A 26,506-nucleotide genomic window follows, 5' to 3' on the forward strand; every position below is an offset into this window, starting at 1 on the left:
CGGTATCGATCCCGATCAGACCGGCGAGAGCTCCTCCTGGTAGGCGCCGTGGTGGTCCTCGAACACCTGCATGATCTCTCCCATCGAGACGTACGCTTTCACCGCGTCGACGATGTAGGGCATGACGTTCTCCTCGTTGTCGATGGCGTCCGACAGCGCCGACAGCGTCGCATCGACCTCCTCGTCGTCGCGTTCGTCTTTGACGCGCTCGAGTCGGTTCAACTGGCGCTCCCGAGTCGTTTCGTCAATTTTGAGAATGTCCGGCGAGGTGTCCTCCTCGATGGTGAACTTGTTGACGCCGACGACGACCTCCTCGCCGCGTTCGACGCGCTGTTGGTACTCGTAGCTCGCCTCGCCGATCTCGCGGTGGAAGTAGCCCTGCTGGATGCCGTCGAGCACGCCGTCCCGGACCGAGCCGTCGCCGATCTCCCTGATCTCCTCGATGTAACCCATGATCTCGGCTTCCATCTCGTTCGTGAGCTTCTCGATGGCGTAACTGCCGCCCATCGGATCGACGATGTCGGCCGCGCCCGACTCCTCGGCGATGATCTGCTGGGTGCGCAGGGCGACGCGGACGGCCTTCTCGCTTGGCAGCGCCAGCGCCTCGTCGAAGCTGTTCGTGTGCAGCGACTGCGTACCGCCGAGGACGCCGGCGAGCGCCTGAATGGTGACGCGGGCAATGTTGTTGAGCGGCTGTTGGGCGGTTAGCGACTGTCCCGCGGTCTGCGTGTGGAACTTCAGTCGCTTCGACTCGGGCCGTTCCGCGTCGTACCACTCCTCCATTACGTTCGCGTAGATGCGACGCGACGCGCGGAACTTCGCGATCTCCTCGAAGATCGAGTTGTGGGAGTTGAAGAAAAAGGAGAGCAGCGGCGCGAACTCGTCGACCTCGAGCCCGCGGTCGAGACAGTCCTCGACGTAGGCGAAGCCGTCGGCGAGCGTGAACGCGGCCTCCTGTGCGGCCGTCGACCCGGCCTCGCGGATGTGATAGCCCGAGATGGAGACGGGGTGGAACTTCGGCGTCTCGTCGACGGCGAACTCGATGGTGTCGGTAACGATCTTCAGCGAGGGTCCCGGCGGGATCACCCACTCCTTCTGAGCGATGAACTCCTTGAGCATGTCGTTCTGGAGGGTCCCGCGGACCTTGTCGCGGGGGACACCCTGCTGGTCGGCCAGCGCGATGTACATCGCGTAGATGACCGCCGCGGAGGGGTTGATCGTAAACGATGTCGAGACCTGGTCGATGTCGATCCCGTCGAAGAGGATCTCCATATCGGCGAGCGTGTCGACGGCGACGCCCTCCTTCCCGACTTCGCCCTCGCTCATCGGGTGGTCGGAGTCGATCCCCATCAGCGACGGCATGTCGAACGCCGTCGAGAGCCCGGTCTGGCCCTCGTCGATGAGGTAGTGGAACCGCTCGTTGGTCTCCTCGGCGGTCCCGAAGCCGGCGAACTGGCGCATCGTCCACGCCCGACCGCGGTACATCGTCGGGTACGGCCCGCGCGTGTACGGCGGCTCGCCGGGGAAGCCGAGATCCTCCTCGAAATCCAAATCGGCGATATCCTCCGGCGTGTAGAGGCGATCAACTTCGTGGTTCGAGACCGTCCCGAAGCGATCCTTTCGTTCGCCGTGGGCCTCGAGTGTGGGCTCGAGTGTTTCGTCTTCCCACTGCTCCTGTTGCTCGCGGATGTCCTCGAGCTCGGTGTGGTCGAACATTGGTATGGATAACAGTGCCAGGATTCTAAAGTCTTGTTATCGGGACGCTGGGGAATCGTCGAGACGGCGATATCGACGCCGTCACACCGCTTCCCCGACGAACCCTGCAGTCGCCCAAATCGTTAAGTGCTGCTGAGTCGATTGTCAGATATGCACACGATTTTGCTCCCGATAGACGAGAGTGAGACGCGATCGCAGCGGGCGGCCAGAACCGTTATCGATCTTCCCGGCGGCCCCGAGGAGAAGGCGGTCGTCCTCCTCAACGTCTCCGAGGAGACGAAACAGCCCTGGTTACAGGAGTTCGAGAGCCAGCGAGCGGAGGGACGAGACGATCCCGAGTTGCCGGCCAGTACCGAGGCGGCGCGTACACTCCTCGCGGAGGCCGGCATCGACGTCGACACGCGCCTAGAGCGGGGCGACATCACCGAGAACATTCTGGCAGTCGCCGAGGAGATCGACGCGGACAGCATCGTCATGAGCGGACGGAAGAAGAGCGCGACCGGGAAGGTGCTTTTTGGCAGCGTCACGCAGTCGGTGTTGCTCAGCGCCGATCGGCCCGTCACCGTGTTGATGAGCGACGATTGAGCGCGTCGAAACTGTTTCTGCAGGCGAGTGCGGCTCGAGACCGCGTTGGTGGCACACCTTGACTCGAACAGCGAACGTCGGTGTAGCCGGGGTTGTCGCTGAACTCGAAGTCAACCTCGACCGCGAGAGCCGGCTGCAAAAAGCGACGGCGACCGGCGCGTCAGTCCGCTTTTCGGTACTCGGCCCAGCTGAACACCGCGAGCGTGATCCACCCGATCGCGATGATCGCGGTCAACCGATTGTCGTTGTGGAGCGCGAGCGCCGCGGTACCGATACCGATGAGCAACCACACCACAGTCCCGGATTTGGATCCAAAGAGTTGCATAGTCTAGAGATGTGGATTACCAGGGCTGAATGCCCCACCAGAGGATCGGGAGCATCAACACGGCGAGCACGACGAGCGGCACCGCACTCGTAAAGCGGTCGACGTTGTCGTCCGGATAGCCGTGCATCTCGTTGATCAGGTCGCGGTTCGATTCCGGATCGACGTTCAGCGAGTCGATCCGTTCGGCCACGAGGGAGACGATGACGAACGTCAGGATCGACAGCGGGAACGCGATCATGATCGCGTCGATCCCCAGATCGGCGGTTAGTCCCTCCGCACCCGCTCCGAGCCCGCCGATCGCGTGCGGCGAGAGCGCGACGACGGTAACGAAGCCGACGACGCTCGAGGCGATTGCCCCGTAGCGGTTTACGCGTGCGGACCAGACGCCGAGGACGATCACCGGCGTGATTGCGGCCGCGCTGACGGCGAACGCCCAGAGGATACTGACGACGAGGAACGCGGGCGGGTTCAGCGCGATGAGCGCGATGATCAGTCCGGCCGCGATGACGGACGCGTAGCCGGCCTGGGTCTTGCGATCTTCCGTGATGTCGAGCTCGAAGGCCTCGATGACGTCGTTCGCGACGGCGGCACTGATCGCGAGCATGTGACCGCTGACGGTCGAGAGCCCGCCGGCGATCGCCCCCGCGACGACGTAGCCGGTGATCGAGTTGCCGCTGAACGCGAAGTTGAGGTAGAAGATCATCTTGTCGAAGTCGGCCTCGGCGACCTCGAACCCTTCCTGCCCGAGCCACATGACGCCGGCGAACGCGACGGAGTAGATCGTCGCGAACATCAGACCCGTCACGGCGACGAACCAGAAGACGGTCTTGCGGCCGGCTTCGACGTCACGGCTCGTGAAGATGCGCTGTGCCAGGTGGGGCATCCCGATCGGCCCCAGCGCCATCGCCAGGAACATGGCGAAGTACCAACGGGTGTCGAACGTCATGTCGAAGAAGCCCGGATTGGTCGCCTCCATCTCCGGAACGAGGTCACCGTAGCCAAGCGGCGGGAAGAACCAGCCGCTCGAGCCGAGCTGGTGGAGGACGATCATCATCGGGAAGAACGCCGCCGTGAGCATGATCCAGAACTGCAGGGCGGAGTTGTAGGAGACGCCCCACATCCCGGCGATGACGACGTACCCCGTCACGAGCGCCGCGATGACGAACAGCGAGAGGGTGTAGTCCCAGCCGAACAGGATCTCGGCGATCTGTGCGAGCCCGATGAACTGCCCCAGCGCGTACATCAGCATGACGAACACGATGAGCAGCGCCATCACGACGGACATCGTGTTGCCGTACCGATCCTTACAGAACGTCGCCGGCGTGTACGAGCCGAGTCGGCGAAGCGTCTGTCCGTACAGAATGACGATCAGCGGGATCGACAGCAGGAAGTTGGTCCAGACGGCCAGAAACGGGATCTGGACCTGCACCATCAGGGCGACGACGCCCATGAACGTCGCCAGACTCTCCCACGTCGCGGAGATCGCGGAGCCGTTGACGAACGGCCCGATGGTCCGGCCGGCGACCATGTAGTCGTCCGTCCCCTTGATCTTGTTTTTCATGTAGTAGCTGATCCCGTAGTAGGCGACGAACGTGAGTCCAATAATGATCAGCGGGATCAGCAGGTCGGTGAACGTCTCCTGGAACGGATACTCTCCCATCTCCTGGAGCGGGAGCGGCCTAATCATCGGCATCACCCGGCTCCGCACCGACTTCGTCGGCTCCGCCTACGTCGCCCACTGACGCGTTCAACTGCTCCTTTTCGTCCATGATCGAGGTGGTAACGTACTGGTAGTACCCCCAGTACAGGACGAACATCGCTGCTGGTCCACCGGCCACCATCCAGAAGTAGTGGAACGGAAATCCCAGTATTCTGAAGTCCGGCGTCCCGAACATGGTGAACCAGATCCCCGAGTGTATCACACCAATGAGTGCCAACGCAGCAATCAGTGATGCGAGTGCTTCCTTGGTATGTGTCTGCATACACTACTGCCCGTCATAATGCAGGTATTAAATTGTTACGCATAGGCAGACCTAATATCCATAATATATCAACAACATCGAATCCGTTCTACCAGCGTACACAACTCCGGATACTATTCGAGCGCAAAGACACTCCGGTATCTCGAGATACTATCGCTGAACAGCGTCGGATCGCAACACAACTGGCGGCCACAACGCGTCCGCCACGTTACCGTGTGAGGTCGTCCACGAGGTCGAAGAACGTCTCGACGATCAGATCCGGTTCCGTAGCCGAGGGATCCCACGGTCCGTTGTCGCGATTGATCCACACGCCTTGCATCCCCGCGTGCATCGCTCCCCGAACGTCGAAGGTCGGTCCGGCGACGTGCGCCATCGACTCGATCGGCGTTCCGGTTCGGGCCGCAGCGTGCCGGTAAATATCGGCATCGGGTTTGAACGTCCGAATCTCGTGTGCGCTGATTGTATCGGCGATTACGTCCTCGATATCCGCCGACTCGACCATCGACTCGAGCATCTCGGGGTTGCCGTTCGACAGCACAGACACGTCGTAGCCGGCGTCGGTGAGCGCCTCGAGACCACCGCGAACGTCCTCGAACGGATCGAGATCGTGGTACGTCGAGAGGATCTCGTCGATCGTCTCGGACGGCAGGTCGACACCGTGGCTCTCGAGTGCAAACCGAAGGGCGTCGCGATTCATCTCGTAGAACGGCTGATACTCGTCGACGAAGTTGCCGACCATCGTGTACATGATCGAGCGACTACGCCAGAGATTCGATATCGGTCGAATTTCGTCGACGTGTGCCTCGAGGGTCGCCTCGACGGAGTGAGGATCGACGAGCGTCCCGTACGAATCGACGGTGATCGTGTCGACGGCGGTCGGATCGAACGACATACGCTATCGGTTAGACACCACGGCAGATATACGGTGGGGTATGTTGTCACGCACCGTCCTCGCGATCGAATGCTCCTCGATTGAACGGATCTCTCAGTCGTACGCGCGTCTCCCGATCGCGTCGACCGTCGCCGCGTACACCGGCAGCGCCGGGATCACGGTCTCGATCGGTCCTCGATTGAAGTCGCGGAACAGCGTTTGTAGCTCCGATATCGCCTCCTCGTCGATTCCCCGTCCGGCGAGCGAGTTCGGCCCCAGTTCGGGGACGTACGCCGCCTCGTCGACGAACTCGGAGACCATCGTTCGAGCGTCGTCGACGGCCGTCGAGAACGCGTCGGCCTGCAGAACCGGCTCGACGTCGTTCCACATCGGGGCCAGATAGCCGGGCCACTGCGCGAGCGTCCGGTAGATGCTCGGTAGTCCGTCCTCGAGGCCGTGAAACGACTGGATAGCCGAAACTTCGCCGTCCAGTTCGGCCGGCGTTTCGTCGAAGGCGATCATCGTCGGTGGTCGTCCCCGGTCGGCGTCGAGCCATGGCGGAAGGGGCGACGTCGCCTCGCGAGTGGGGTCTGGGTCCGTCCCGATCGGGTCGTCGTGGAGCGCCCGATCGACGAGTTCGAAGAGGACGGCGAGTCGGGGGGCGACGATATCGTAGGTCGCGAGCTGGCCCCGGAGTTCGCCGTACTCGGCCGGCGCGATATCGAGTTGCCCGCAGCGATAGGTCGGTACCGTGGTTTCCTCCTCGAGCGGGGAGAGCACGGTGTCCCGGTAGGCGACGGAGAAACGGCCGAACCGAGCGGTTTCGAACACCGGCTTCACCTGGCCCCAGACGTACCGGCAGAACTCGGGGTAGTTCGCGACGGTCGTTCGAAAGATCCAGTTGACGATCGGTGCCCTGAACGTTCGTTTGATATCGTCGTAGAGCCCTCGCTTCCAGCCCGTCGCTTCGATCTCGTACAGCTGTTTGCTCGTGTCCATACCGGAGCAGCGATCGCGTGCTGTGTTAAATGTTCCCGTTGACCATGCGAAGAGCGATGAGCGCTGTCGAGGGCCCACTGAACGAGTTCGATGTCCACCTACTGATCGCCGGTGCGTCGGAGAGATCGGCGGCAAGAACGGCAGAAACAGGAAAACATTAAAGCGGACATGGTATGATTGGTCGAGTATGGGTGTGGATTACGATACCATAGTCGAGTCGTTCGAATGGGACATTCCCGAGTCATACACGATTACGTCGACCGTCGCCGACCACGCATCGTCGCTCGGCGATCGGGTCGCTATCAAGTTTTTAGACGAGGACGGCCACCGCGAGGAGCGGACGTACGCCGATCTCCGAGACGAGATGTATCGGTTCGCGAACGGCCTCGAGGAACTCGGCGTCAGCGAGGGCGACCGCGTGATGCACCTGCTGCCGCGGCATCCGGACGTGTTCGCCATCCAACTGGGCGCGCTTGCGACCGGCTCGCTGCTGGTCCCCTGTTCGTCGATGCTGCGAGCGAAGGACATCGAGTTCCGCGCGAACGACTGTACGGCCACGACGATCGTCGTCCACGAGTCGCTTATCGACATGGTCGAGCCGGTGCTCGAGGACACGCCGCTCGAGCGCGTGATCGTCCTCGACGGCGACGACGCCGACCTCGACGACGATCGGTGGTCGACCGTCCAGTCGGTCGCCGACGGCCAGTCGACCGAGTACGACGGCCCGGAGCTCTCTTCGGAGGATCCGATGTCGATCAACTACACCAGCGGGACGACCGGGCAGCCGAAACCGGTGCTGCACAAACACCGCTGGCAGTACTGCTTCAACCAGGTCAACGCCCCCTACTGGTGGGGCGTCGACGAGGATACCGACCTCGAGGACGAACTGCTGTGGGCGACGACCGGCACCGGGTGGGCGAAGTGGTTCTGGAGCCCCGTCGGCGTCGGCTTGACGACCGGCGCGACCCAGCTCATCTACGACGGCGATTTCGAACCCAAGACCTTCCTCGAAATTCTCCAGGATGAGGGCGTCACGAAACTCTGTGCGGTCCCCACCCAGTACCGGATGCTCGCGAACGCCGACCTCGAGTCCTACGATGTCCAGTTGAACGACACGCTCTCGGCCGGCGAACCGCTCAACCGCGAGCCGATCGAGCGCATCCAGGACGCCTGGGGCGTGACCCCGCGGGACGGCTACGGCCAGACTGAAACCGTCGCCCTCGTGACGAACTACCCCGGAATCGACGTCAAGGAGGGGAGTATGGGGAAACCGACTCCTGGCGTCGGCGCGACGATCATCGAGATGGACGAGGAGAAGGAGGTCGAACCCGGCGAGATCGGCGAGATCGCCGTTCCCGTCGACTCGCCGGCCATCTTCGACGGCTACTACGAGAAGCCCGAACTCGACGAACAAAAACTCTCGGGTGAGTACTATCGGACCGGCGACCTCGCCTCCCAGGACGAGAACGGCTTCTTCTTCTTCGAGGGACGGGCCGACGACATCATCATCTCTTCGGGCTACCGTATCGGCCCCTTCGAGGTCGAAGACGCGCTGGTCAGCCACGATGCCGTTGCCGAAGCGGCCGCAGTCGACAGCCCCCACGACGAACGCGGCAGCGTCGTCAAGACCTACGTGATCCTCGCCGAGGAGTACGAGAGCAGCGAGGAGCTCAAGAGTGACCTCCAGGACTTCATGAAGGAGGAGACGGCTCCCTACAAGTACCCGCGCCGCATCGAGTTCGTCGACGAACTGCCCAAGACCTCGAGCGGAAAGATCCGACGGATCGAACTCCGCCAGCAGGAACAGGAGAAGTACAGCTAACCCCCGCCGTCGACTGAACTCAGCCACTCACGCTTTCCAGATCAGTCCCGCTATCTCGCCCTCGAGAACGTTTTTTCCGTCGCCGTTTGTACAGACGACGCTGCTCTCGATCTCGTAGCGATCGTCGCGCTCGTCCACCGACTCGTTTCGCAGGGTGCAGGTGATTCGTTCGCCCGTGTACACCGGGCGAACGAACTCGAGTTCCATTCGGCGCGCGAGATAGGAGAGGTCGCCCCCGATCTTTGTCGGGAGCGTCGCGGTGAGCAGCCCCTGTACGACCAGCTCGCCGTCCTCGTTGGGTTCGGTGTGAATCGCCTGCTGATCGCCCGAGAGTTCGCCGAACTCGCGAACCTCCGCGACCGTGAACGTCCGCTCGTACGTGTACTCCTCGCCTGCTTCCGGAACTGACGTCGACATGGCCGGTCGTTCTCGTCGAACCGGTTTCAAGCTACTGCCGATCGAGTGGGTTACGCGTCGCCGCGGGCGCGGATACACTCGTGAATCTCGTCGGGTAGCGGCGTCGCCTCGAACGCGTCGTCGACGAACACGAACGACACCTCGCCCTCCGCGACGCGTTCGTCGTCCGCCGCGCTGATGATGGTAAACGCGAGCGTCAGCGAGGACGTCCCGCTGTCGACGACGGTCGTCTCGATGACGGCCTCGTCGCCGGCACGAAGCGGCGAGTGGAACGACGCCGAGGCCTCGACCGCAGGGAGGACGTAGCCGGCGCGTCGGTACCGCTCCATCGGGTGTTCGCCGTCTGTGGCGAGCCTGAAGTAGTTGTTTAACCCCACGATCACGAAGTGGAAGAATCGCGGGTAGTAGATGAGTCCGCCGGCGTCGGTGTCGCCCCAGTCGACGGTGATCTCAGTCGTGTGTGCCATCGGTCGGTCGGAACGTGATCGTTCGGTCGTCGGTCGTCTCGCTCGGTTCGACGGTTGCCATGACGGCGTCTCCGATATCGACATCGGCCGGATCGACGCCCCGGACGATTCCGGTCAGTCTGACCGGGCTGAACGCCGCGAGCGCCGTCACGTAGGGCGCGTCGTCGTCGAACGCCGGCGTCGGCACGGTGACGGTCGTGTGCGTGACGATCTCGCCCGTCTCCGGCAGCGGCAGCGTCTCGAGGTCGCGATCCCCGCAGTGGGAACAGACCCGTCGCGGTGGGAGCATTCCATGGCCGTTCGAACACGCGTAGTAGTAGCCGTCGCCGGCCTCGAGGGCCTCGAGGAACTCGTCGTAGCCGGCGTCGCCGTGTCCGCTCATTCGACCACCCCCAGCGCTTCGCGCTGGCGTAATCGCGTTCGCTCGCGAGACTCGCTCACGCGATCACCTCCATCACGTGAACCGTCGCACTGGCGACCGTCCCGCCGGCGTTGTGAGCCAGCCCGACGGTGACGTCGTCATCGACGGCGTCCGATCGGGGATGGGTGCCCTCGAGCAGCGTCCTGACGGCCGCGATCTGCGCGGCACCGGTCGCACCGACGGGGTGGCCTTTCGCCTTCAGCCCGCCCGAGAGGTTCACCGGCAACGCGCCGTCGCGACGCGTCTCGCCGCGGCGGGCCGCGCCGAGCGCCTCGCCGTAGCTGTAGAGGCCGAGCCCCTCGAGTGCGAGCACCTCCGCGATCGTAAAGCAGTCGTGGACTTCGGCGATGCCGATCTCGTCGGGGCCGATCCCGGCGTCGTCGTACGCCGCTTCGGCGGCCTCGCGCGTGCCGGGCGTCTTCGCGAGCGACTGGCGATCCTGCAGCGCCATCGTGTCGCCGCCGTGGCCCGACCCCGTGATCGCGACGCCCGAATCGAGTCCGTGCTCGGCGGCGTAGGACGGAGAGCAGAGGACGACGGCGGCCGCGCCGTCGCTGATCGGGCAGGCGTCGTACAGCCCGAGCGGCGCGGCGATCTCCGGGGCCTCGAGGACGTCGTCGACGGTGATCTCCTGGCGGAGGTGGGCGTGGTCGTTGACGAGCGCGTTGTCGTGGTTCTTGACCGCGATGTGGGCGAGGTCCGTCCGGTCGCCGCCGTAGGCGTCGAAATAGGCTCGAGTCAACAGCGCGTAGGCCGCCGGAAAGGTAACGCCGGCCCGCACTTCGAAGAGGTCGTCCGCCGCGCGAGCCAACCCGTCGGTTGCGCCGGCGGTCCCCATATTGTTCATCCGTTCCATACCGCCGGCGACGACCACGTCTGCGTCGCCGGCCCGAACGGCGCGGACCGCGTCCCGAATCGCGACGCCGCTCGAGGCACAGGCGCTCTCGACGCGTCTCGCCGGCGCGGTCGTGCCGAGAGCCTCCGCGACGAGCGGCCCCTGGTGGCCCTGACGCTCCGAGAGCGTGCCGACGAAGTTACCGTAGAACACTTCGTCGAGGTCTCCCGAGGAGAGTCCGGCGTCGTCGAGCGCGGCGAGTCCGGCCTCCGCGAACATGTCTCGTCCGGTTCGGTCCGGAAACGATCCGAACGCAGTCGTCCCTGATCCGGCAATGAATGCCTTCGTCATTAGCTACCACGACACGATTGCACAGACGACGATTTAGGTGTGTCGACAGCGGCCCGAAGCACAGAACAACGGCCGCTCGAGGCGCTACACTTATCAGCGTGGTCGAGACACCTTCTCTCGATGGTCGACAAGACGATCGACCGCGTCGGCGTCGTCGGCGCGGGAACGATGGGAAGCGGTATCGCACAGGTCGCCGCCACGCACGGCTACGACGTCGTGATGCGGGACATCGAGCAGGAGTTCGTCGAGAGCGGCTTCGATACCATCGACGACAGCCTCGGACGGCTCGAGGGACGCGATTCCCTGCAAGAAGAGCCCGACACCATCCGTGACCGAATCGAGGGCACGACGAGCCTCGACGATCTCGCCGACTGTGATCTCGTGATCGAGGCGGCGCTCGAGAAACTCGACGTGAAGCGGGACATCTTTGCGGACCTCGAGGCCGTCTGCGACGAGGACTGCGTGCTCGCGACGAACACGAGCACGCTCTCGATCACCTCGATTGCAGGCGATCTTGACACGCCGAATCGCGTGGTCGGGCTGCACTTCATGAACCCCGTCCCGATCATGGAGGGCGTCGAGGTTGTCGTGGGCGAGAAGACCGACCCGGATATCGTCGAGTTGGCCCACGACTTCTCAGAGGACCTCGAGAAGACGACCTGGGAGTCGGACGACAAGCCCGGCTTCGTCACGAACCGGATCCTGATGCCGTGGATCAACGAGGGGATCCGCGCGTTCGACGAGGGCGTCGCCACGAAGGAGGACATCGACGCGGGCATGGAACTCGGCACGAACGTCCCGATGGGGCCGCTGACGCTCGCGGATCACATCGGCCTCGACATCTGCCTGCACGCGACCGAGACGCTGTACGAGGAACTCGGCGACCGCTACAAGCCCGCCTACCTCCTCAAGCGGAAGGTCGAAGCGGGCGATCTCGGGAAGAAGACCGGCGTCGGTTTTTACGAGTACGACTAGGCTCGTTCGTTCGAGTCCGAATCGCCGTCCGACCGCCTACCGCTTCAGGTGCCGGGCGATGATCTTCTTCTGAATCTCGGAGGTGCCCTCGTAGATCGTCGTGATCTTGGCGTCGCGGTAGTAGCGCTCGACGTCGAAGTCCTTCGTGTAGCCGTAGCCGCCGTGGATCTGGACGGCCTCGCTCGCCACGTCGACGGCCATCTCGCTCGCGAAGTACTTCGCCATCGCGGCCGCCTTCGGGGCGACGCCGCCCTCGTTCTGACGCGCCGCGTCGCGGGTGAGCAGGCGGGCCGCCTGCACGTTCGTCTGCATGTCGGCGAGTTTGTGCCCGATCGCCTGGTGTTCGACGATCGGTTTACCGAACTGCTCGCGGTCGTGCGCGTAGGTGATCGAATCGTCGAGGGCCGCCTGCGCGACGCCGACCGCCTGACTCGCGATCGCGACCCGGCCGCCGGTCAGGATCGAGAACGCAGCGCTGAGGCCCTTTCCGACCTCGGTCAGTCGGTTTTCGGCCGGAATGCGGACGTCGTCGAAGATGAGCGTCGTCGTGTCGCTCGCGCGCAAGCCGAGTTTGTCCTCCTTCTTGCCGACCTCGAGCCCCTCGACGTCTTTCGGCACGAGGAACTGGGTGACGCTGTCGGGGTCGTCGCGATCGGTTTTCGCGAAGAGGATGACGACGCCCGCGCGCTCGCCGTTCGTGATCCACTGTTTCTCGCCGTTGATGACGTACTCGTCACCTTCGAGGCGGGCTTCGGTCGACAGTTCGGCGGGGTTCGAGCCGGCGTGGGGCTCCGACAGCGCGAACGCGCCGACCGGCCGGCCCGAGACCATCTCCGGGAGCCACTCCTCGCGGTGTGCCTCCGAGCCGAACTGGCGGATGCAGGAGGTGGCGAGACAGTGGACCGAGAGGGCCGTCGCAACGGCGAGATGGCCGTACGCGAGTTCCTCGTTGACGATACTGTACGTGAGCGTGTCGACGTCGAGTCCGCCGTACTCCTCGGGGACGGTAAGCCCCGTGAGGTCGAGCTCTGCAAGGCCGTCCCAGACGTCTTCCGGGAACGCCTGGTTCGCGTCTGCTTCGTCGACATCGGTTCCGACTTCGTTCTCGACGAACTCCTGTACCGTGTTCCGGATGAGCTCCTGTTCGTCTGTCAGCGTCATTACTCCCTTCTTCTCGAGGCGGCTACTAAAGTGTGTGATTCGACAGCCCTCGGATACGTCCGGGGATGGTACACCTCGAATGAGGGGCGAGAAGGTGGCTCGAGCGACGAGCGCCGGATGAACGGAATCGTTAACCGGAATCGTGTCGAACCGGCCGCACACATGGACGATTACAACAACCTGCTCGTCGATCGGACCGACGGCGTGGTGACGGTAACGCTCGACAGCACGGCCGGCCGGAACGCACTGACCCTCGAGATGGCGAACGAACTGGTCTCGGCGGCGACGACGCTGGGCGAGGACGAGGACGTTCGGTGTATCGTGCTGACCCACGAGGGAGACTTCTTCGGTGCGGGCGCCGATCTCTCCCAGTTCTCCGGCGACGAGTCCGACGCACCGCTGCTCCGCGAACTGGCCGGCCGCGCCCACGAGGCGATCGTTCAGTTCCACCGGACCGAGACGCCGGTCGTCGGCGGGATCGACGGCGTCGCCGCCGGAATCGGCTTCAGCCTCGCGCTCATGCCCGACCTGGTCGTTCTCGGCGACGGCGCGACCCTCAAGTTCGCCTACCCCGGCATCGGACTGACCGGCGACGGCGGTTCCACCTTCTTCCTGCCGCGACTCGTCGGGCTTCGAACCGCGAAGGAGATCGTTCTCCGGGACGAGCCGATCGCCCCCGACGAGGCCGTCGAGATGGGACTCGCGACCGAAGCCGTTCCCAGCGACGAGTTCGAGGATCGACTCGAGACCGTTGCGGCCGACATCGCCTCCGGCCCGACTCAGGCTCTCGGAGCGACAACGCGGCTGCTGACCGACAGCTACGAGCGGAGCCTCGAGTCCCAACTGTCCGCGGAGGCGGACACCATTGCGGGTGCGACGCGGACGGAAGACTACGAGCGAGGGCTCGACGCCTTCTTCGGCGACGGCGATCCCGAGTTCGTCGGTCGATAGGTCCGCGCCGCGGAATGATTTATGGCACGGAGTCGCAAACAGGTGGGTATGCATCTCGGACTGGTAATCCCGCGAACTGGCGCACACGACCCGACCGACCTCGCGATCGACGCCGAAGCGCAGGGGTACGACTCCGTCTGGATGGGTGAACTCTGGGGAACGAGTTCCGTTGTCAAACTCTCGGAGATCGCCGCCCGCACCGACAGCGTCGAAATCGGGACGGCGATCGTGAACGTCTTCTCGCGGACGCCGGCCGTGCTCGCCATGACGGCGGGGACGCTCGACGACGTGTCAGACGGACGGGCATCATTCGGCGTCGGAACGAGTACGCCGACGGCCGTCGAGAACGTCCACGGGATGCCGTTCGAACGTCCCATTCGTCGCTCCCACGAGACCATCGAAATCGTCCAGGAGATTCTGACCGGTGACGAACCCGTCGAGTACGAGGGCGAACTGCTCGAGGTGAACGGCGTCCCGCCCATCGACAGGGACGTGCCGATCTATCACGCGGCGCTCGGGCCGGCGAATCGGCGGGTCGTCGGTCGACTCTGTGACGGTTGGATGCCGCACAACATTCCGTTCTCGGCGCTCGACGAGGCGTTCGAGGTCGTCGAGGAAACGGCGCGCGAGAGCGGTCGCGATCCGGACGAGATTACGATCGCGCCGTACGTCCCCGCTGCCGTGAGCGACGACGCCGAGGAGGCATACGACGCCGTTCGCGGACATATCGCCTACTACGCCGGGAGCGCGGACGGCTACCGGAACGCGGTCGGGACCCGGTTCCCGGATCATGCAGACCGTATCGCTGATGCGTGGGGAGCCGGCGACCGCGGCGAGGCCGCCGGGCTCGTGACGGATGAGATGGTCCACGACCTGGGTGTCGCCGGAACGCCGTCGGACGCCCGCGAACAGCTTCGCGACCTCGTCGCCGAAACCGCCATCGATCGGCCACTGGTGACGATTCCGGAGCAGGCTGCGGACGATCTCGCCGAGGGAACGATCGAGGCGCTCGCGCCGGTTTCGGACGCGTAAATCGAACGGCGCTGACTGGTCGACGACACTCGAGCAGCGCTCACACGTAATCTAAGTTCACCTGCGTTACGTTCGCCGCCCGCTGGACGACGTCCGCGATCTCGTCTCGGCGCGTCTCGTCGATCCGGCTCTGGGGTCCGCAGACGCAGATCGCGCCCCGAACCCGATCGTTCTTGTCGAAAATCGGTGCGGCGATGCAGACCATGCCCGCGATCCGCTCGCCCTCGTCGACCGCGTACCCCTGTTCGCGGATCTCCTCGAGTTGCTCGAACAGGACATCGGGATCGGTGATCGTCCGGGAGGTCAGTTCGACGAGTCCCTGTCGATCGATGATCGCTTCGACGCGGTCGGTCGGCATGGAGGCGAGCATCGCTTTCCCCGGTGCCACCGCGTGCATCGGCATCCGCGCACCCGGATACGCGAACAGGTTGACCGCGTCCGGCCCCTCCTGGACGGCGAGGATGACCGCCTGATCCGCCTCCTCGACGAAGAGTGTCGCGTGTTCGTCGGTCTCCTCGGCCACGGTCTCGAGTTCGTCGCGAACGGCTTTGAACACCTCCAGTCGGTGTCGCTGTCGGTGACCGACCTCCAGAAACCGCGTTGTCGTCTGGTACTCCTTCTCCTCCATCCGCACGTAGCCCGTTTCGACGAGCGTCTGCAGATGATCGTGAGCCGTACTCACCGGCATCTCGACGCGCTCAGCGAGTTCGGAGACGCTCCCCCCACCGTTCTCCGCGAGTTCGTCGACGAGTGCGAACGCCCGTTCGACCGACCGATTTGATGTCCGTCCCATACTGATCGACCTCTACCGCCACCCACAGAAGTCTTTCGACTCTGCCGGATAGATTTTCGAGAAAACTCTGCCGATTCGCTGTCGACGACACGGGAAACGAAGACGCTCGCATCTGCTTGTCGGCTAGTCCTCAGTAGCGGGCTAGAAAGCAGAGATTTTCGTGAATGTGGGGAGGTAACAAGGAACTATGATGGAAACGGCTGTTTCGATGGAGTCGGATGCCCTTTCACTGAATATATTATATTAACACCATCTTATTGGGCTGTTGGTCGTTCGGAACGGAAGGCGATATCTCGATCGAGGCTATGAACGTGGCTGTACAGGCATATATCTCGACTGTTTCACCAGTACCTGGTCCAGAGCGCTACGGTAATACTTCTCAATGTAATTCCGAACTGGTCGGAACACATTTCACGTCGAACACGACGCGGAATGGGAAAAATCCATAGAGAGTGTTTATCGAGCGAATATTCGATCTAAGGCTGATTTCGACTCCTTCGGAATAGGTGACGTACCATGTCGGAAGCGGAGAGATGGAGAGCGATTCGACCAGATATATTACACTTGTACGCATGTAATCTACTGGCGGCTCGAGGGGGAAATGGTCGGTCCAAAGCCGACACCCCGGTCAAATACGGTTACACAGCTAGATGTGAGAGACGGGGTCGAATAGTGAGCGCTCCGATGGGAGAGTACGGCGGAGTATTAAATTTTGATCTAGTTTATTTCTCCACCCTTAATTACACCTATGTATAAAATTACTGTTACTATTTTAGCTATGTGTATCTCCAAGATAGCCTAACCTACAGGACTCTAAATAGTATGGATATAGGTTGAGTGATTAACCGAATCTAGCTCATTTCCTGTTTTTCCCATCTAATATGGCATTGTTTCGGGACTTCAGCAAACCTTTCGCAAGTTATCGTGGGAAAACCGTTATTGCGTGCCTGAAGTACAACTCTGGAGTGACTACGATTCGATAGTCGCTCGAGAAATCGTGTACACAAATCATCCGAGAAATAATATTACTGTCATGATATGGTCCCACAAGAAACTGCATAAATGTTTATCCTCAATCATCGTCCCGGCGACTCGGACGACAGCCTGACACCGAAAAGAAGCCTGACGACCGGTTCGACGGCCGAGGTGCGCCGGCGAGAACCGACACACTCGTATCGTCTGGCGGACGAAAGATTTAGTTCCGTCCGCTCGTAGTATCAGGTATGGATAAAGGACAGAACACTGGCGGACTGATGTCCAGTGCCGGACTCGTTCGGTACTTCGACGCAGAGGACTCGAACGCGATCCAGATTGATCCGAAGACGGTCATCGCGACCGGTGTGATGATCGGTGTGCTGATCCAGTTGCTGACGTTCGTCGCGTAACCGACTGGCTCACTTCTTACACCGCACTCGAGGCGCGCCAGTGGCAACTGAGGGACTCGAGGCCGTCGATCGAAATCACGGATCGGTCAAACTGCCTATAAGCTATCGATGCGTATCGGACATATGAGCGACTCTAGCGGCCTTCTTCCGGATTCGAGCCGGATCGGTCGGACGGCACTGACCGTCGGCGACGAGTCGGCGGTGATCGACTTCTATCGGAATACCGTCGGACTCGAGCAACTGACGCGAGAGGCGTCGACGACAACGCTCGGCGTCGACCGCAGGTCGCTGCTCGAGGTTCGTTACGATGCGGCGGCACGTCCTCGCCCCGAGGACGCGACCGGGCTCTTCCACAACGCGTTCAGGGTGCCCAGTCGTGCGGCGCTGGGTGATGCGCTCGCACGGGTCCGCGACGGCTGGGTGCTTACCGGGGCGTCCGACCACGGCGTCAGCGAGGCGCTCTACTGTACCGATCCGGAGGGAAACGGGGTCGAACTCTATCGGGATCGACCGCAGGAAGACTGGCCACGGGACGACGACGGGAGCCTCGAGATCGGATCGTGGCCGCTCGACCTCGTGGATCTCGCGGCCGCGGCGAGCGACGGGCCGGTGTCGACGGTCCCTGCGGAGACCTCGCTCGGCCACGTTCACCTCGAGGTGTCGTCGCTCGAAGACGCCTGCGAGTTTTACGTGGACACCCTGGGGTTCGACGTGATGGATACGTCACCGTCGGCCGTGTTTCTCGCCGTGGGCGGCTACCACCACCATCTGGGACTGAACACCTGGCACCGTCGGTCGGTCCCGCCGACGGCGGACCACTGTGGACTCGCGTGGTTCGAACTCGTCGTGCCCTCGAGCGACGCGCTCGAGACGGTCCGTCGGCGTCTCGAGGACTGCGGCGTTCCCGTCACCGACCGCGACGAGGGCTTCGAGATCGCTGACCCCGATGGGAGCACCATTCGCCTCGTCGCCGAATCGTAGCCGGTGACGCGACCTTTTTGACGGCCCCCTCCTTAGGGCGGGGCATGTCATTAACCGCTGGCGTCGTCGCCGTTCAGGGCGACGTGGAGGAACACGCGGCCGCCATCGAACGCGCGGCACAGGCCCACGACCGTGAGGTCACCGTCCGCGAGATCCGCGACTCGGGACTCGTTCCCGACTGCGACCTGCTCGCGATGCCCGGTGGCGAGTCGACGACCATCTCACGACTGCTCCACAGCGAGGGTATCGCAGCCGAGATTCGGGAGCACGTCGCCGCCGGCAAACCGCTGCTCGCGACCTGTGCCGGACTGATCGTCGCCTCGAGCGACGCGGGGGACGACCGAGTCGACGAACTCGGGCTGATCGACGTGAGCGTTGAACGCAACGCCTTCGGCCGTCAGCGGGACAGCTTCGAGGCCCCGCTCGCGGTCGACGGGCTGGCCGACGACGAGCCGTATCCGGCGGTGTTCATCCGCGCACCGGCTATCGACGACGTTGGCAACGGGAACGCCGAGGTACTCGCCGCGTGGGACGGCCGGCCGGTCGCGGTGACGCAAGGGTCGGTCGTCGGAACCGCATTCCACCCCGAACTCACCCCTGACAGCCGGATCCACGGGCTCGCGTTCTTCGAGAACGCCGACGCGGCGGTTCCGCGCGTCGAGCGCGGGCAGTAGGCGTGGCGCTCGGCGTCGAAAGTCGAGGGCCGCGACGGGTCGAGACTTTATCCCGTGCCATCACGTTGAGTGCACCAGCAATGGCGAGCGAACCCGACGCAGTTGATCACGAGATACGCCCCGACGACGACACCGTGCACAGCATGTGGGACAACAGTCTCGAGCCGGTACGGACGATCGAGTCCGGCGAAATCGTCCAGTTTACGTGTCGAGACTCGACTGACGGACAGCTCGGTCCCGACTCGACGGTCGCTGATATCGCCAACCTCGACGTCAGCCGCGTCCACGCGCTGACCGGACCCGTCGCGGTCGAGGGTGCCCAACCGGGCGACGTCCTCGAGGTCGAACTGCTCGACCTCGAGCACGAAGGCTGGGGCCACTCGCTGATCCTCCCGAGCGAAGCGGAGCTCGGGCTCCTGTCGGACGAGTTCCCCGAACCGGACCTCCACGTCTGGGACCTCGAGGACGGCGTCGCACAGTTCGTCGACGGGATCGAGGTCCCGCTGGATCCGTTCCCCGGCGTCGTCGGCGTCGCCCCCGAGGAAGACGGCAGTCACGAGACGTTCCCGCCGCGGTCGGTCGGTGGGAACATGGACATCAAACAGCTTACGGCGGGATCGACGGTCTACCTCCCCGTTGCGGTCGACGACGCGCTGTTCAGTATCGGCGACTGCCACGCCGCACAGGGCGACGGCGAGGTCTGTGGCACCGGCATCGAAGCGCCGATGACCGTCACGTGTCGACTCGAGGTTCGCTCGGACCGTTCCATCGAGCAACCGCAGTTCGAAACCACGGGCCCGTTCACCCCGACCGGTCGAGACGAGCCGATGTACGGAACGACGGGGATCGGAGACGACCTGATGGAGGCGAGCAGAGCGGCCGTTCGGTCCATGATCGACCATCTTCAGGAGGAACACGGACTCGACCGGAGCGAGGCCTACATCCTGTGTTCTGTGGCCGTCGACCTGAAGATCAACGAAGCGGTCAACGCCCCGAACTGGGTCGTCTCGGCGTATCTTCCGGAGAGTATTTTCCCCGACGAGTAATGATCGACGACGGGGTGCGACGATCCCGTTCGGCGGTCCGTCGAATCCGGTCGAGACGGTCCGGCGGACCCATCCAAGACGGGCTGGCGAACTCCGTCCGGCTATCGTACCAGTGGTACGCATTTACCTGTCGACACCGTAATAGCGGTATGAATCGGTACCGATCCGTCGGGGCGTCGATCGATCGCCACGGTGCACTCGGACGACGATCGGCACCCGGCTACCGACGCGACGGACGGAGCGACGAGCGAGTCGACCGTCTCGAGGGGAGTCGGCGGCGTATCGAACAGGTGGTAGCGCGATGACGGACTCGCCAACGGAAACGGTTCAGGACGACGAACCGTCCGACCAGGAGCAAGCCGAACGCCGAAGCACACCTCCCGCGGAGATCGCACGACAGGTATTCGATGTGAGTCCGGTCAGTACCGTCGTGGTCGACTCGTCGGGAACCATCGCGTTCGCGAACGACCGAGCGTCGGAGTCGCTCGGACTCGCGAGCGAGCAGCTTACCGGACGAGTGTACCATCCGTCAGAATGGCCCATCTACGACGGCGACGGAGCGCCGATCGCCCTGGACGACCATCCCGTCACGCGTACCTTCGAGTCGGGCGAACCGGTGTACGGATTCGAACACTGGATCGAACTCCCGGACGGCTCCGAGCGATGGTTCTCGAGCAGTACGTCACCCGTTCTGGACGACGAGGGGGCGGTCGAGTACGTCGTCGTCGCGTTCGAGGACGTGACGGCGTTGAAACGCCGCGAGAAGCGGTTGACCAGCGACCACGCTCGACTGCTCGAGTACCGGGCTAGCGAGTCGGCGGTCCCGCCCTCTCTTCGCGTCGATGACGGCGAAACGCGAATCGATATCGACTCCATCGTCTCGCTGCCGGACGGGACGACCGTCCAGTACATGGGAACATCGGATCTCTCCGCGAGCGAGTTCGTCACCATGGTAGAGGAGGTCCCCCACTATCTCGACGCGCGGTTGCTCAGTTCGATCGACGGTTACACCCGGATCGAAGCCCACGCGGAAACGACGACGGTCTCCCACGTCTTTCAGTCCCTCGGCGGCCAGGCCCGTACGATCATCGTCAGTCCGGACGCGGTCCGGTTCCGCGGCGAGCTTCCCGGCGACGTCGATCCCCGTCTGGCCGCGGACGGAATCCGAGAGTTTCATCCCGAGGTCGAACTGGTATCCGAAAAGCTCGTCTACTCGCCGCATCTCCTCTACGACGTCGTCGCCGACGCGCTCACCGATCGACAGCTGGCCGTGCTCGACGCCGCTTACTTCGGTGGCTACTTCGATTCGCCGCGAGCCAGCACCGGCGACGAACTCGCGAACCGGTTCGGCGTCACGCGACAGACCTTCAATCAGCACCTTCGCAAGGCACAGCGAACCGTCTTCCGCCACCTCTTCGAGAAGTCCGGCGCGGACGCACGCTGACTAGTCAGCATCCCCTCTTAGGCCGTTGTCCGCTCTAGTGGAGCCAATGAACGAGAACACGGGTCACACCAATTCCACGCCGTTCCGACCGATCGGCGACGACAGTACCGGCTACGATCCCACGACGGGAACGTTCCACAGGGAGTTCGATATCGATTCCGAGACGGTGCTCAGTGCGATCGTCGAAACCGTGGGTGCGGTTACGAACAGCGATCCAACCGCGATGGCTGCGCTGTACGAGACGGTCGACCCCGAAGCGCTCGGCGTCCTCCTGCGCTCGACTCGAGACCGCCCCATCGAAATCACCTTCACCTACGAGCGCTGTCGAGTGACCGTCTCGAACGACGGATGCGTCGTCGTCGAACCGCCGGCGAACTGAACGGATCGTCGCGACGGCGACGGGATGCTTGCATGCATTCGCGACCGGACGTGTTTTCTCGCTCGCTCGCAAGAGTATCGGTATGCAGGCATCCATCGACGCGGTTCGTGTCGCGGGGACCCCGCAGGGACCGGTCCCGGTGGTCGTCCTCGAGGTCGACGGCGAAGACGATGTCGTCCCGATCTTTATCGGCTTCAACGAGGCGACGAGCATCGCCCGCGGTCTCGAGGCCGAAGATATCGGCCGGCCGCTCACCCACGATCTTCTGCTCGACGTCATGGAGGAATTGGGCAGTCGGATCGACCGCGTCGTCGTCAACGAGATCAAAGCGCGCGAGGACGGGCAGGGTGGCACCTACATTGCCGATCTCCACCTCGAGACGGCGCGGGGCGAAACCGTCGTCGACGCTCGGCCGAGCGACTCGCTCGCGCTCGCGGCCCGGACGAACGCCCCCATCGAGATCACCGACGCCGTCTTCGAGGACGGCCGAGACGATAGCCAAAAGTTCGAGCAGTTAGAAGACATCCGCAACATGTCGGGTGAGATGTAGATGGACGAGACGCTCGAGGAACTGTTCGCCGTGATCGAGGATCGCAAGGAGACGCTGCCCGAGGAGTCCTACACCGCCTCGCTGTTCACCCACGAGAAAGGCGAGAACGCGGTACTCGAGAAACTCGGCGAGGAGACGACGGAACTCGTCCTCGCGGCCAAAGACGACGATCACGACGAGATTGCCTACGAGGCCGCCGACATCGTCTACCACCTGCTCGTGCTGCTCTCGATGAAGGAGATGGAGCTGGAGGACCTCGAGGCGGAACTCGAGGCGCGGCGCTGAAGCGGACGGCTCGAGCCGTCGTTCGCTGAAACGGAAGCAGCGAACCGTGCGACGCTAACGCGGAAAATTAGACTCGTACGACGACGACGCGGCACAACGCGGTTTTTGGGAACGGTTATCACGGTCCGACGCCGAGCGATGGCGTCCACGAGCGCCGTCGCCGAGGCAACGGTCGCGGGTGGTGGCCGGCCTAACTCGAGGTTAGGACGTGAAACGGACAGCCAGACCGAGATTGTCCGTGGAACGGTTTGCCCGATTTATGCGACTGTGTGACACACTCTCGATAGGGCGAGTAACACAGCGATGGCGGGCCACCCTTTCTCAGTACCGACGCTGCGTACGGACGGGACCGTCACCTGTGGTGGGGAGCACCGCTCCGCTTCGTCCAATCTACCCACGAGTGAGAGACTATGAGCCAACCGACCGACACGATACCCGACGTACACGACACTCGAATCGGACGCCAATCACGACGAACGATCCTTCGCGCCCTCGCGGCGACGGGATCCGCAGCCGCACTCGGCGGCGTCACGAGCGCACAGGACGAGGAAGACGCCGGCGAGGAGGAGGTCGACGAGGCCGACTTCGACGACGTTCCCGTCGCCGGCGAGTTCCCGGAAGGGGAGACCGTCGGCCTCCAACTGGTCGCGGAGAATTTGCCGGCCCCGACCGACCTCGATTACGTCGAGGTAGACGGCGAGATCCACCACTTCATTATCACGCAGACGGGACAGGTGTTCGCCACCAACTTTGACGACGTGCCGGACGACATCGACGACGAAGACGAACTCACGGAAGAAGAGGAGATCGAGGACGACGAGGATGTCGTCGAGCCCGAGGAGGGGAGCCTGATCCAGGAGGAAGACGAACCTGAGGAGCCGGTCGATGTCGACGACGATCCGGACGATCCGGAACCTGACGAGGAGATAGCGGAAGACGCAGACGAGGAGGTCGAACCGGAGCCGGACGAGGAGGTCGAGGACGACGTCGACCCGGCCGAGCCACAGGAGTTCGTCTTCAACGGCGTCGTGCCGGCCTGGTTCGGCATGGAACCGGAGGAAATCGACGGCGAGGAGAACCCGACGCTCGAGTTGACCGCTGGCGAGACCTACCAGTTCACCTGGGAGAACGGCGACGGCGATCCCCACAACGTCGTCATTCTCGACGCCAACGACGACATCCTCGAGCGAACGGAGATCATGCAGGAGGCAGGCGAGAGCCAGACGCTCGAGTTCGAGGCGACCGAAGAGATGGATCGGTACCTCTGTGAGGTCCATCCCGGGACGATGGTGGGCAGCATTCAGGTTGAACCGCCGGAAGAAGAGGAAGAGGAGGTCGAGGACGCGGACTCGCTGACGCCCGCAGACATGGACCTGTTCCTCGACATCGAAGACCAGCTGGTCAGCCTCGGCATCGGGGAACTCGGCGGCTACGACGAGCGCGGCCTGCTGGGGCTCGCGTTCCACCCCGAGTTCGAAGAGAATCAGCTGTTCTACGTCCACTACAGCGCGCCGGAGCGCCACGGACTCGGCTACAACCACACCGCCGTCGTCGCGGAGTTCCAGGCTGAAGAGGACCTGACGGGCGTCGATCCGGACTCCGAACGGACCGTCATGGAGATTCCGCAGCCACAGGACAACCACAACGGCGGGCGCCTCGCCTTCGGTCCCGAGGGCTATCTTCACGTCTCGCTCGGGGACGGCGGGAACGTCCACGACATCGGCGTCGGTCACGTCGAGGACTGGTACGACGAGAACGAGGGCGGTAACGGCCAGGACACGGAGGAGAACCTGCACGGCGGGATCCACCGCATCGACGTCGACGCGGAGGACGACCAGGAGTACGGCGAGTACGGCATTCCCGAGGACAACCCGCTCGTCGACTCGGATGAAGACATCGACTCCTACTGGGCCTGGGGCTTCCGGAACCCCTGGGGGATGTCGATCGACGACGACGGTCAGGTGTTCGTCTCCGACGCCGGCCAGCACGCCATCGAATCGGTCTACGCCGTCGAAGAGGGCGGCAACTACAGCTGGAACGTCAAGGAGGGCTCGTTCTGCTTCAGCCCGGATTCCCCGCTCGAGGCGCCCGCGGAGTGCCCCGACGAGGTCGAAGGCGACGTCAGCGAGGCTCGAGACGGCGAGCCGCTCCTCGACCCGATCGCGGAGTACCAGCACACGCGGATCTCGGAGGCGTTCATCGACAGCTCGGTCGTCGTCGGCGGCCACCGCTACGCCGGCGAGGCGATCCCCGAACTCGAGGATAACTTCGTCTTCGGCAACTGGAGCAGTCAGGGCGTCGCCGACGCCGACGGCGAGGTGTTAGTGGCGGTCGATCCGAACGGAGATGACGAGATGGACGACGAAGACGACGAGGAAGAACTCGAGGACGACGCCGACCTCGACGAGGAAGACGAAGAGACGGAAGAGGCCGAGGAAGACAGCTGGATTCAGGACGACGATGAAGAGGAGGTGGACGAAGACGACGATGAAGAGGAGGAGGAGGAAGAAGAAGAGCTAGACGATGAAGACGAGGACGACCTCGTCGAGGTCGACGACCGCTGGGAGCTCGAGGAGCTACAGTTCGAAGGCGCCGAGGGCGAGTCGCTCAACCGGTACGTCTACGGCGTCGAACGCGACGAGAACGGTGAGCTGTACGTCCTCGCGAACACCGACTTCCGTCCCGATCCCGAGACTGGCGAGATCTACCGAATCGTTCCGGCGGAGGAGGGCGAGGAGATCCCCGAGCCGGAGGATCCGTTCGTCGTCGACGAAGAGATGGAAGACGAGGACCCCGAAGCGGAAGCGCCGGACGATGTTGCGGAAGAGGACGAGGAGTTCCCCGAAGGCGAGGACGACGAGATGCCGGAGGAAGAAGCGGTGGACGAACCCGGAGCGGACGAAGCGCAACCCGACGACGGAGCGGAGCCGGAGCCACAGGAAGCCGACTGATCCCTCGAGTCGCTCCGGTGACGGACGACCGGCAGCGGCGAGCGCCCCGGTACCGTTCTCGTCGTACTGTCGTTTCCCACCCTTGCAGTCGCCCGTCGTACCTTGATTGCGGTGTTCGACGACGATTCGCTCGATGGCGCTCCAACAGATCGAGCACGCGGACGACCACATGCAGGAGTGTATTGACAACTGCCTCGAGGCTGCCCAAGTCTGTGAGTGGTGTGCTGACGCCTGCGCGGACGAGGGCGAAGGCATGGCCCGCTGCATCCGACTCTGCCGGGACGTGGCGGACATCGCCTCGCTGCACGCGCGATTTATGGCCCGCAACTCGGGCTACCACGAGGAACTGGGTGAACTCTGTGCGGATCTCTGTGAGGAGTGCGCCGAGGAGTGTGAGGGGCACGATCACGATCACTGTCAGGCCTGCGCGGAGATCCTGCCGAAGTGCGCCGAGAGCTGTCGGGAGATGGCGTCGGCCTGAACCGCGGTGGGTTCCCGTCGGTGTCCACGTCGCTGCCGTGTACGCCGAGTGAGTACTGGCGATGAACGCACTCGAGTCGACCCGGCACGCAGTCGCTGTTCCAGCCACCGGTCCCGAAAGGATGCCCGCCGCGTTCGACCGGGGCCGCTCAGTACGTATTCCGCCCGCCGCGTCCGGTTCGGTCGGGACGGTCGGGGTTGAGGACGCCGCCGATGGCTCCCGCGATAGCGCTCTCGATGGCCATCACGAGCGAGACCAAGACGGCGACGGCGAGGATTCCCAGCCCGGCAGCGCCCGAAATCGCGCCGCCGACGGGGCCCAGCGTCCAGCCGGCGAGGCCGACGACGAGGGCGATCAATAGTCCGCCGACGATGCCGCCGAGCGCCCCGGCGAGGAGCCCGTGCCAGAAGCCGCGTCCGAGACCGCCACCGGCCATGTAGCCGGCGACGAAGCCGCCGATCAGTCCCGCGGCGAGCTGGCCCAGCCCGGGCAAGGCGAGCCCGAATAGTCCGAGCACGGTCGCGACGAGGAAGCCGACGATAACCGCACGCCAGTTCGTCATGCCTGACTGTACGCGAGCAGCGGGGATATACTGTCGGCCGGAGTTGGCTGGCGAGTATCGCGAAC

The 26,506-nt window shown here is 63.6% G+C and carries 29 protein-coding genes; 16 read left to right on the top strand and 13 right to left on the bottom strand.

The window, feature by feature from the left end; all coding sequences use genetic code 11:
• Positions 1–15 precede the first annotated feature (15 nt).
• A complete protein-coding gene (locus tag NATTI_RS0111685) occupies positions 16–1,716 on the bottom strand; it encodes an acyl-CoA mutase large subunit family protein (protein WP_006089622.1) in 1,701 nt (566 codons plus the stop codon).
• A 150-nt stretch (positions 1,717–1,866) separates the two neighbouring features.
• Here NATTI_RS0111685 and NATTI_RS0111690 point away from each other — a divergent pair, with 150 nt between their 5' ends.
• A complete protein-coding gene (locus tag NATTI_RS0111690; protein WP_006089623.1) occupies positions 1,867–2,301 on the top strand; it encodes a universal stress protein in 435 nt (144 codons plus the stop codon).
• 160 nt (positions 2,302–2,461) lie between these two features.
• Here NATTI_RS0111690 and NATTI_RS26535 read toward each other — a convergent pair whose 3' ends face one another.
• From NATTI_RS26535 to NATTI_RS0111715, 5 genes are all read right to left on the bottom strand, one after another.
• Entirely contained in the window at positions 2,462–2,626 is a 165-nt protein-coding gene (locus NATTI_RS26535) for a hypothetical protein (protein ID WP_162832107.1), read from the bottom strand.
• A gap of 16 nt (positions 2,627–2,642) precedes the next feature.
• On the bottom strand, positions 2,643–4,319 hold the full coding sequence (locus tag NATTI_RS0111700; protein ID WP_006089625.1) for a sodium:solute symporter family protein: 1,677 nt from the start codon (positions 4,317–4,319) through the stop codon (positions 2,643–2,645).
• Complete coding sequence (locus NATTI_RS0111705; protein ID WP_006089626.1) at positions 4,306–4,608, bottom strand: hypothetical protein; 303 nt, start codon at positions 4,606–4,608, stop codon at positions 4,306–4,308. Before NATTI_RS0111705 ends, NATTI_RS0111700 begins: the two co-directional genes overlap by 14 nt.
• Before the next feature lie 208 nt (positions 4,609–4,816).
• Positions 4,817–5,500, bottom strand: coding sequence for a haloacid dehalogenase type II (locus NATTI_RS0111710; RefSeq protein WP_006089627.1), 684 nt, complete (start codon positions 5,498–5,500; stop codon positions 4,817–4,819).
• Between the two features lie 93 nt (positions 5,501–5,593).
• Complete coding sequence (locus tag NATTI_RS0111715) at positions 5,594–6,478, bottom strand: halocarboxylic acid dehydrogenase DehI family protein (protein ID WP_006089628.1); 885 nt, start codon at positions 6,476–6,478, stop codon at positions 5,594–5,596.
• 187 nt (positions 6,479–6,665) lie between these two features.
• Between NATTI_RS0111715 and NATTI_RS0111720 the strand changes: the two genes are divergently transcribed.
• A complete protein-coding gene (locus NATTI_RS0111720) occupies positions 6,666–8,300 on the top strand; it encodes an acyl-CoA synthetase (protein WP_019991832.1) in 1,635 nt (544 codons plus the stop codon).
• Between the two features lie 27 nt (positions 8,301–8,327).
• Here the strand turns inward: NATTI_RS0111720 and NATTI_RS0111725 are convergent, their stop codons facing one another.
• Genes NATTI_RS0111725 through NATTI_RS0111740 form a run of 4 tightly spaced genes read right to left on the bottom strand, consistent with a single transcriptional unit; the run spans position 8,328 to position 10,791 of the window.
• Positions 8,328–8,717, bottom strand: coding sequence for a hotdog family protein (locus tag NATTI_RS0111725; protein WP_006089630.1), 390 nt, complete (start codon positions 8,715–8,717; stop codon positions 8,328–8,330).
• A gap of 50 nt (positions 8,718–8,767) precedes the next feature.
• Positions 8,768–9,184 carry an acyl-CoA thioesterase gene (locus tag NATTI_RS0111730; RefSeq protein WP_006089631.1) on the bottom strand — a complete coding sequence of 139 codons (417 nt, stop codon included), beginning with the start codon at positions 9,182–9,184 and terminating at the stop codon, positions 8,768–8,770.
• Positions 9,168–9,566 carry a Zn-ribbon domain-containing OB-fold protein gene (locus NATTI_RS0111735; protein WP_006089632.1) on the bottom strand — a complete coding sequence of 133 codons (399 nt, stop codon included), beginning with the start codon at positions 9,564–9,566 and terminating at the stop codon, positions 9,168–9,170. The genes NATTI_RS0111730 and NATTI_RS0111735 overlap by 17 nt, the downstream gene beginning before the upstream one ends.
• A 55-nt stretch (positions 9,567–9,621) precedes the next feature.
• Complete coding sequence (locus NATTI_RS0111740) at positions 9,622–10,791, bottom strand: thiolase C-terminal domain-containing protein (RefSeq protein WP_019991833.1); 1,170 nt, start codon at positions 10,789–10,791, stop codon at positions 9,622–9,624.
• 120 nt (positions 10,792–10,911) lie between these two features.
• On the opposite strand from NATTI_RS0111740, the gene NATTI_RS0111745 reads away from it, so the two are divergent.
• Positions 10,912–11,766 (top strand): 3-hydroxyacyl-CoA dehydrogenase family protein, encoded by an 855-nt coding sequence (locus NATTI_RS0111745; protein WP_006089635.1) that lies wholly within the window; start codon positions 10,912–10,914, stop codon positions 11,764–11,766.
• A 36-nt stretch (positions 11,767–11,802) separates the two neighbouring features.
• On the opposite strand, the gene NATTI_RS0111750 is transcribed toward NATTI_RS0111745, so the two are convergent.
• On the bottom strand, positions 11,803–12,927 hold the full coding sequence (locus NATTI_RS0111750) for an acyl-CoA dehydrogenase family protein (protein ID WP_006089636.1): 1,125 nt from the start codon (positions 12,925–12,927) through the stop codon (positions 11,803–11,805).
• Positions 12,928–13,089: 162 nt separating this feature from the next.
• Between NATTI_RS0111750 and NATTI_RS0111755 the strand changes: the two genes are divergently transcribed.
• Positions 13,090–13,878 carry an enoyl-CoA hydratase/isomerase family protein gene (locus NATTI_RS0111755; protein ID WP_027119131.1) on the top strand — a complete coding sequence of 263 codons (789 nt, stop codon included), beginning with the start codon at positions 13,090–13,092 and terminating at the stop codon, positions 13,876–13,878.
• Positions 13,879–13,926: 48 nt separating this feature from the next.
• Positions 13,927–14,910 carry an LLM class flavin-dependent oxidoreductase gene (locus tag NATTI_RS0111760; RefSeq protein ID WP_006089638.1) on the top strand — a complete coding sequence of 328 codons (984 nt, stop codon included), beginning with the start codon at positions 13,927–13,929 and terminating at the stop codon, positions 14,908–14,910.
• A 40-nt stretch (positions 14,911–14,950) separates the two neighbouring features.
• Here the strand turns inward: NATTI_RS0111760 and NATTI_RS0111765 are convergent, their stop codons facing one another.
• A complete protein-coding gene (locus tag NATTI_RS0111765; protein ID WP_006089639.1) occupies positions 14,951–15,703 on the bottom strand; it encodes an IclR family transcriptional regulator in 753 nt (250 codons plus the stop codon).
• A 1,223-nt stretch (positions 15,704–16,926) separates the two neighbouring features.
• On the opposite strand from NATTI_RS0111765, the gene NATTI_RS0111770 reads away from it, so the two are divergent.
• From NATTI_RS0111770 to NATTI_RS0111820, 11 genes are all read left to right on the top strand, one after another.
• Entirely contained in the window at positions 16,927–17,088 is a 162-nt protein-coding gene (locus NATTI_RS0111770) for a preprotein translocase subunit Sec61beta (RefSeq protein WP_006089640.1), read from the top strand.
• Between the two features lie 123 nt (positions 17,089–17,211).
• Positions 17,212–18,069, top strand: a complete 858-nt coding sequence (locus tag NATTI_RS0111775; RefSeq protein ID WP_006089641.1) for a VOC family protein — start codon at positions 17,212–17,214, stop codon at positions 18,067–18,069.
• 44 nt (positions 18,070–18,113) lie between these two features.
• Positions 18,114–18,743, top strand: a complete 630-nt coding sequence (pdxT, locus tag NATTI_RS0111780) for a pyridoxal 5'-phosphate synthase glutaminase subunit PdxT (RefSeq protein ID WP_006089642.1) — start codon at positions 18,114–18,116, stop codon at positions 18,741–18,743.
• Between the two features lie 80 nt (positions 18,744–18,823).
• The gene (locus NATTI_RS0111785) at positions 18,824–19,789 is read left to right on the top strand and encodes an acetamidase/formamidase family protein (protein ID WP_006089643.1); all 966 of its coding nucleotides are present in this window, start codon (positions 18,824–18,826) and stop codon (positions 19,787–19,789) included.
• Positions 19,790–19,938: 149 nt separating this feature from the next.
• The gene (locus tag NATTI_RS26985) at positions 19,939–20,094 is read left to right on the top strand and encodes a hypothetical protein (protein WP_241434305.1); all 156 of its coding nucleotides are present in this window, start codon (positions 19,939–19,941) and stop codon (positions 20,092–20,094) included.
• The gene (locus tag NATTI_RS0111795) at positions 20,091–21,233 is read left to right on the top strand and encodes a helix-turn-helix domain-containing protein (protein ID WP_006089645.1); all 1,143 of its coding nucleotides are present in this window, start codon (positions 20,091–20,093) and stop codon (positions 21,231–21,233) included. The genes NATTI_RS26985 and NATTI_RS0111795 overlap by 4 nt, the downstream gene beginning before the upstream one ends.
• 46 nt (positions 21,234–21,279) lie before the next feature.
• On the top strand, positions 21,280–21,612 hold the full coding sequence (locus NATTI_RS0111800; RefSeq protein WP_006089646.1) for a HalOD1 output domain-containing protein: 333 nt from the start codon (positions 21,280–21,282) through the stop codon (positions 21,610–21,612).
• Between the two features lie 82 nt (positions 21,613–21,694).
• The gene (locus NATTI_RS0111805) at positions 21,695–22,162 is read left to right on the top strand and encodes a bifunctional nuclease family protein (RefSeq protein ID WP_006089647.1); all 468 of its coding nucleotides are present in this window, start codon (positions 21,695–21,697) and stop codon (positions 22,160–22,162) included.
• Entirely contained in the window at positions 22,163–22,447 is a 285-nt protein-coding gene (hisE, locus tag NATTI_RS0111810; protein WP_006089648.1) for a phosphoribosyl-ATP diphosphatase, read from the top strand.
• Between the two features lie 410 nt (positions 22,448–22,857).
• Complete coding sequence (locus tag NATTI_RS0111815) at positions 22,858–25,398, top strand: PQQ-dependent sugar dehydrogenase (protein WP_006089649.1); 2,541 nt, start codon at positions 22,858–22,860, stop codon at positions 25,396–25,398.
• A 133-nt stretch (positions 25,399–25,531) separates the two neighbouring features.
• Entirely contained in the window at positions 25,532–25,879 is a 348-nt protein-coding gene (locus NATTI_RS0111820) for a four-helix bundle copper-binding protein (RefSeq protein WP_006089650.1), read from the top strand.
• 148 nt (positions 25,880–26,027) lie between these two features.
• On the opposite strand, the gene NATTI_RS0111825 is transcribed toward NATTI_RS0111820, so the two are convergent.
• Positions 26,028–26,441 (bottom strand): DUF5518 domain-containing protein, encoded by a 414-nt coding sequence (locus tag NATTI_RS0111825; protein ID WP_006089651.1) that lies wholly within the window; start codon positions 26,439–26,441, stop codon positions 26,028–26,030.
• Positions 26,442–26,506: the final 65 nt, after the last annotated feature.

The organism is Natronorubrum tibetense GA33, assembly GCF_000383975.1.
GTDB lineage: Archaea > Halobacteriota > Halobacteria > Halobacteriales > Natrialbaceae > Natronorubrum > Natronorubrum tibetense.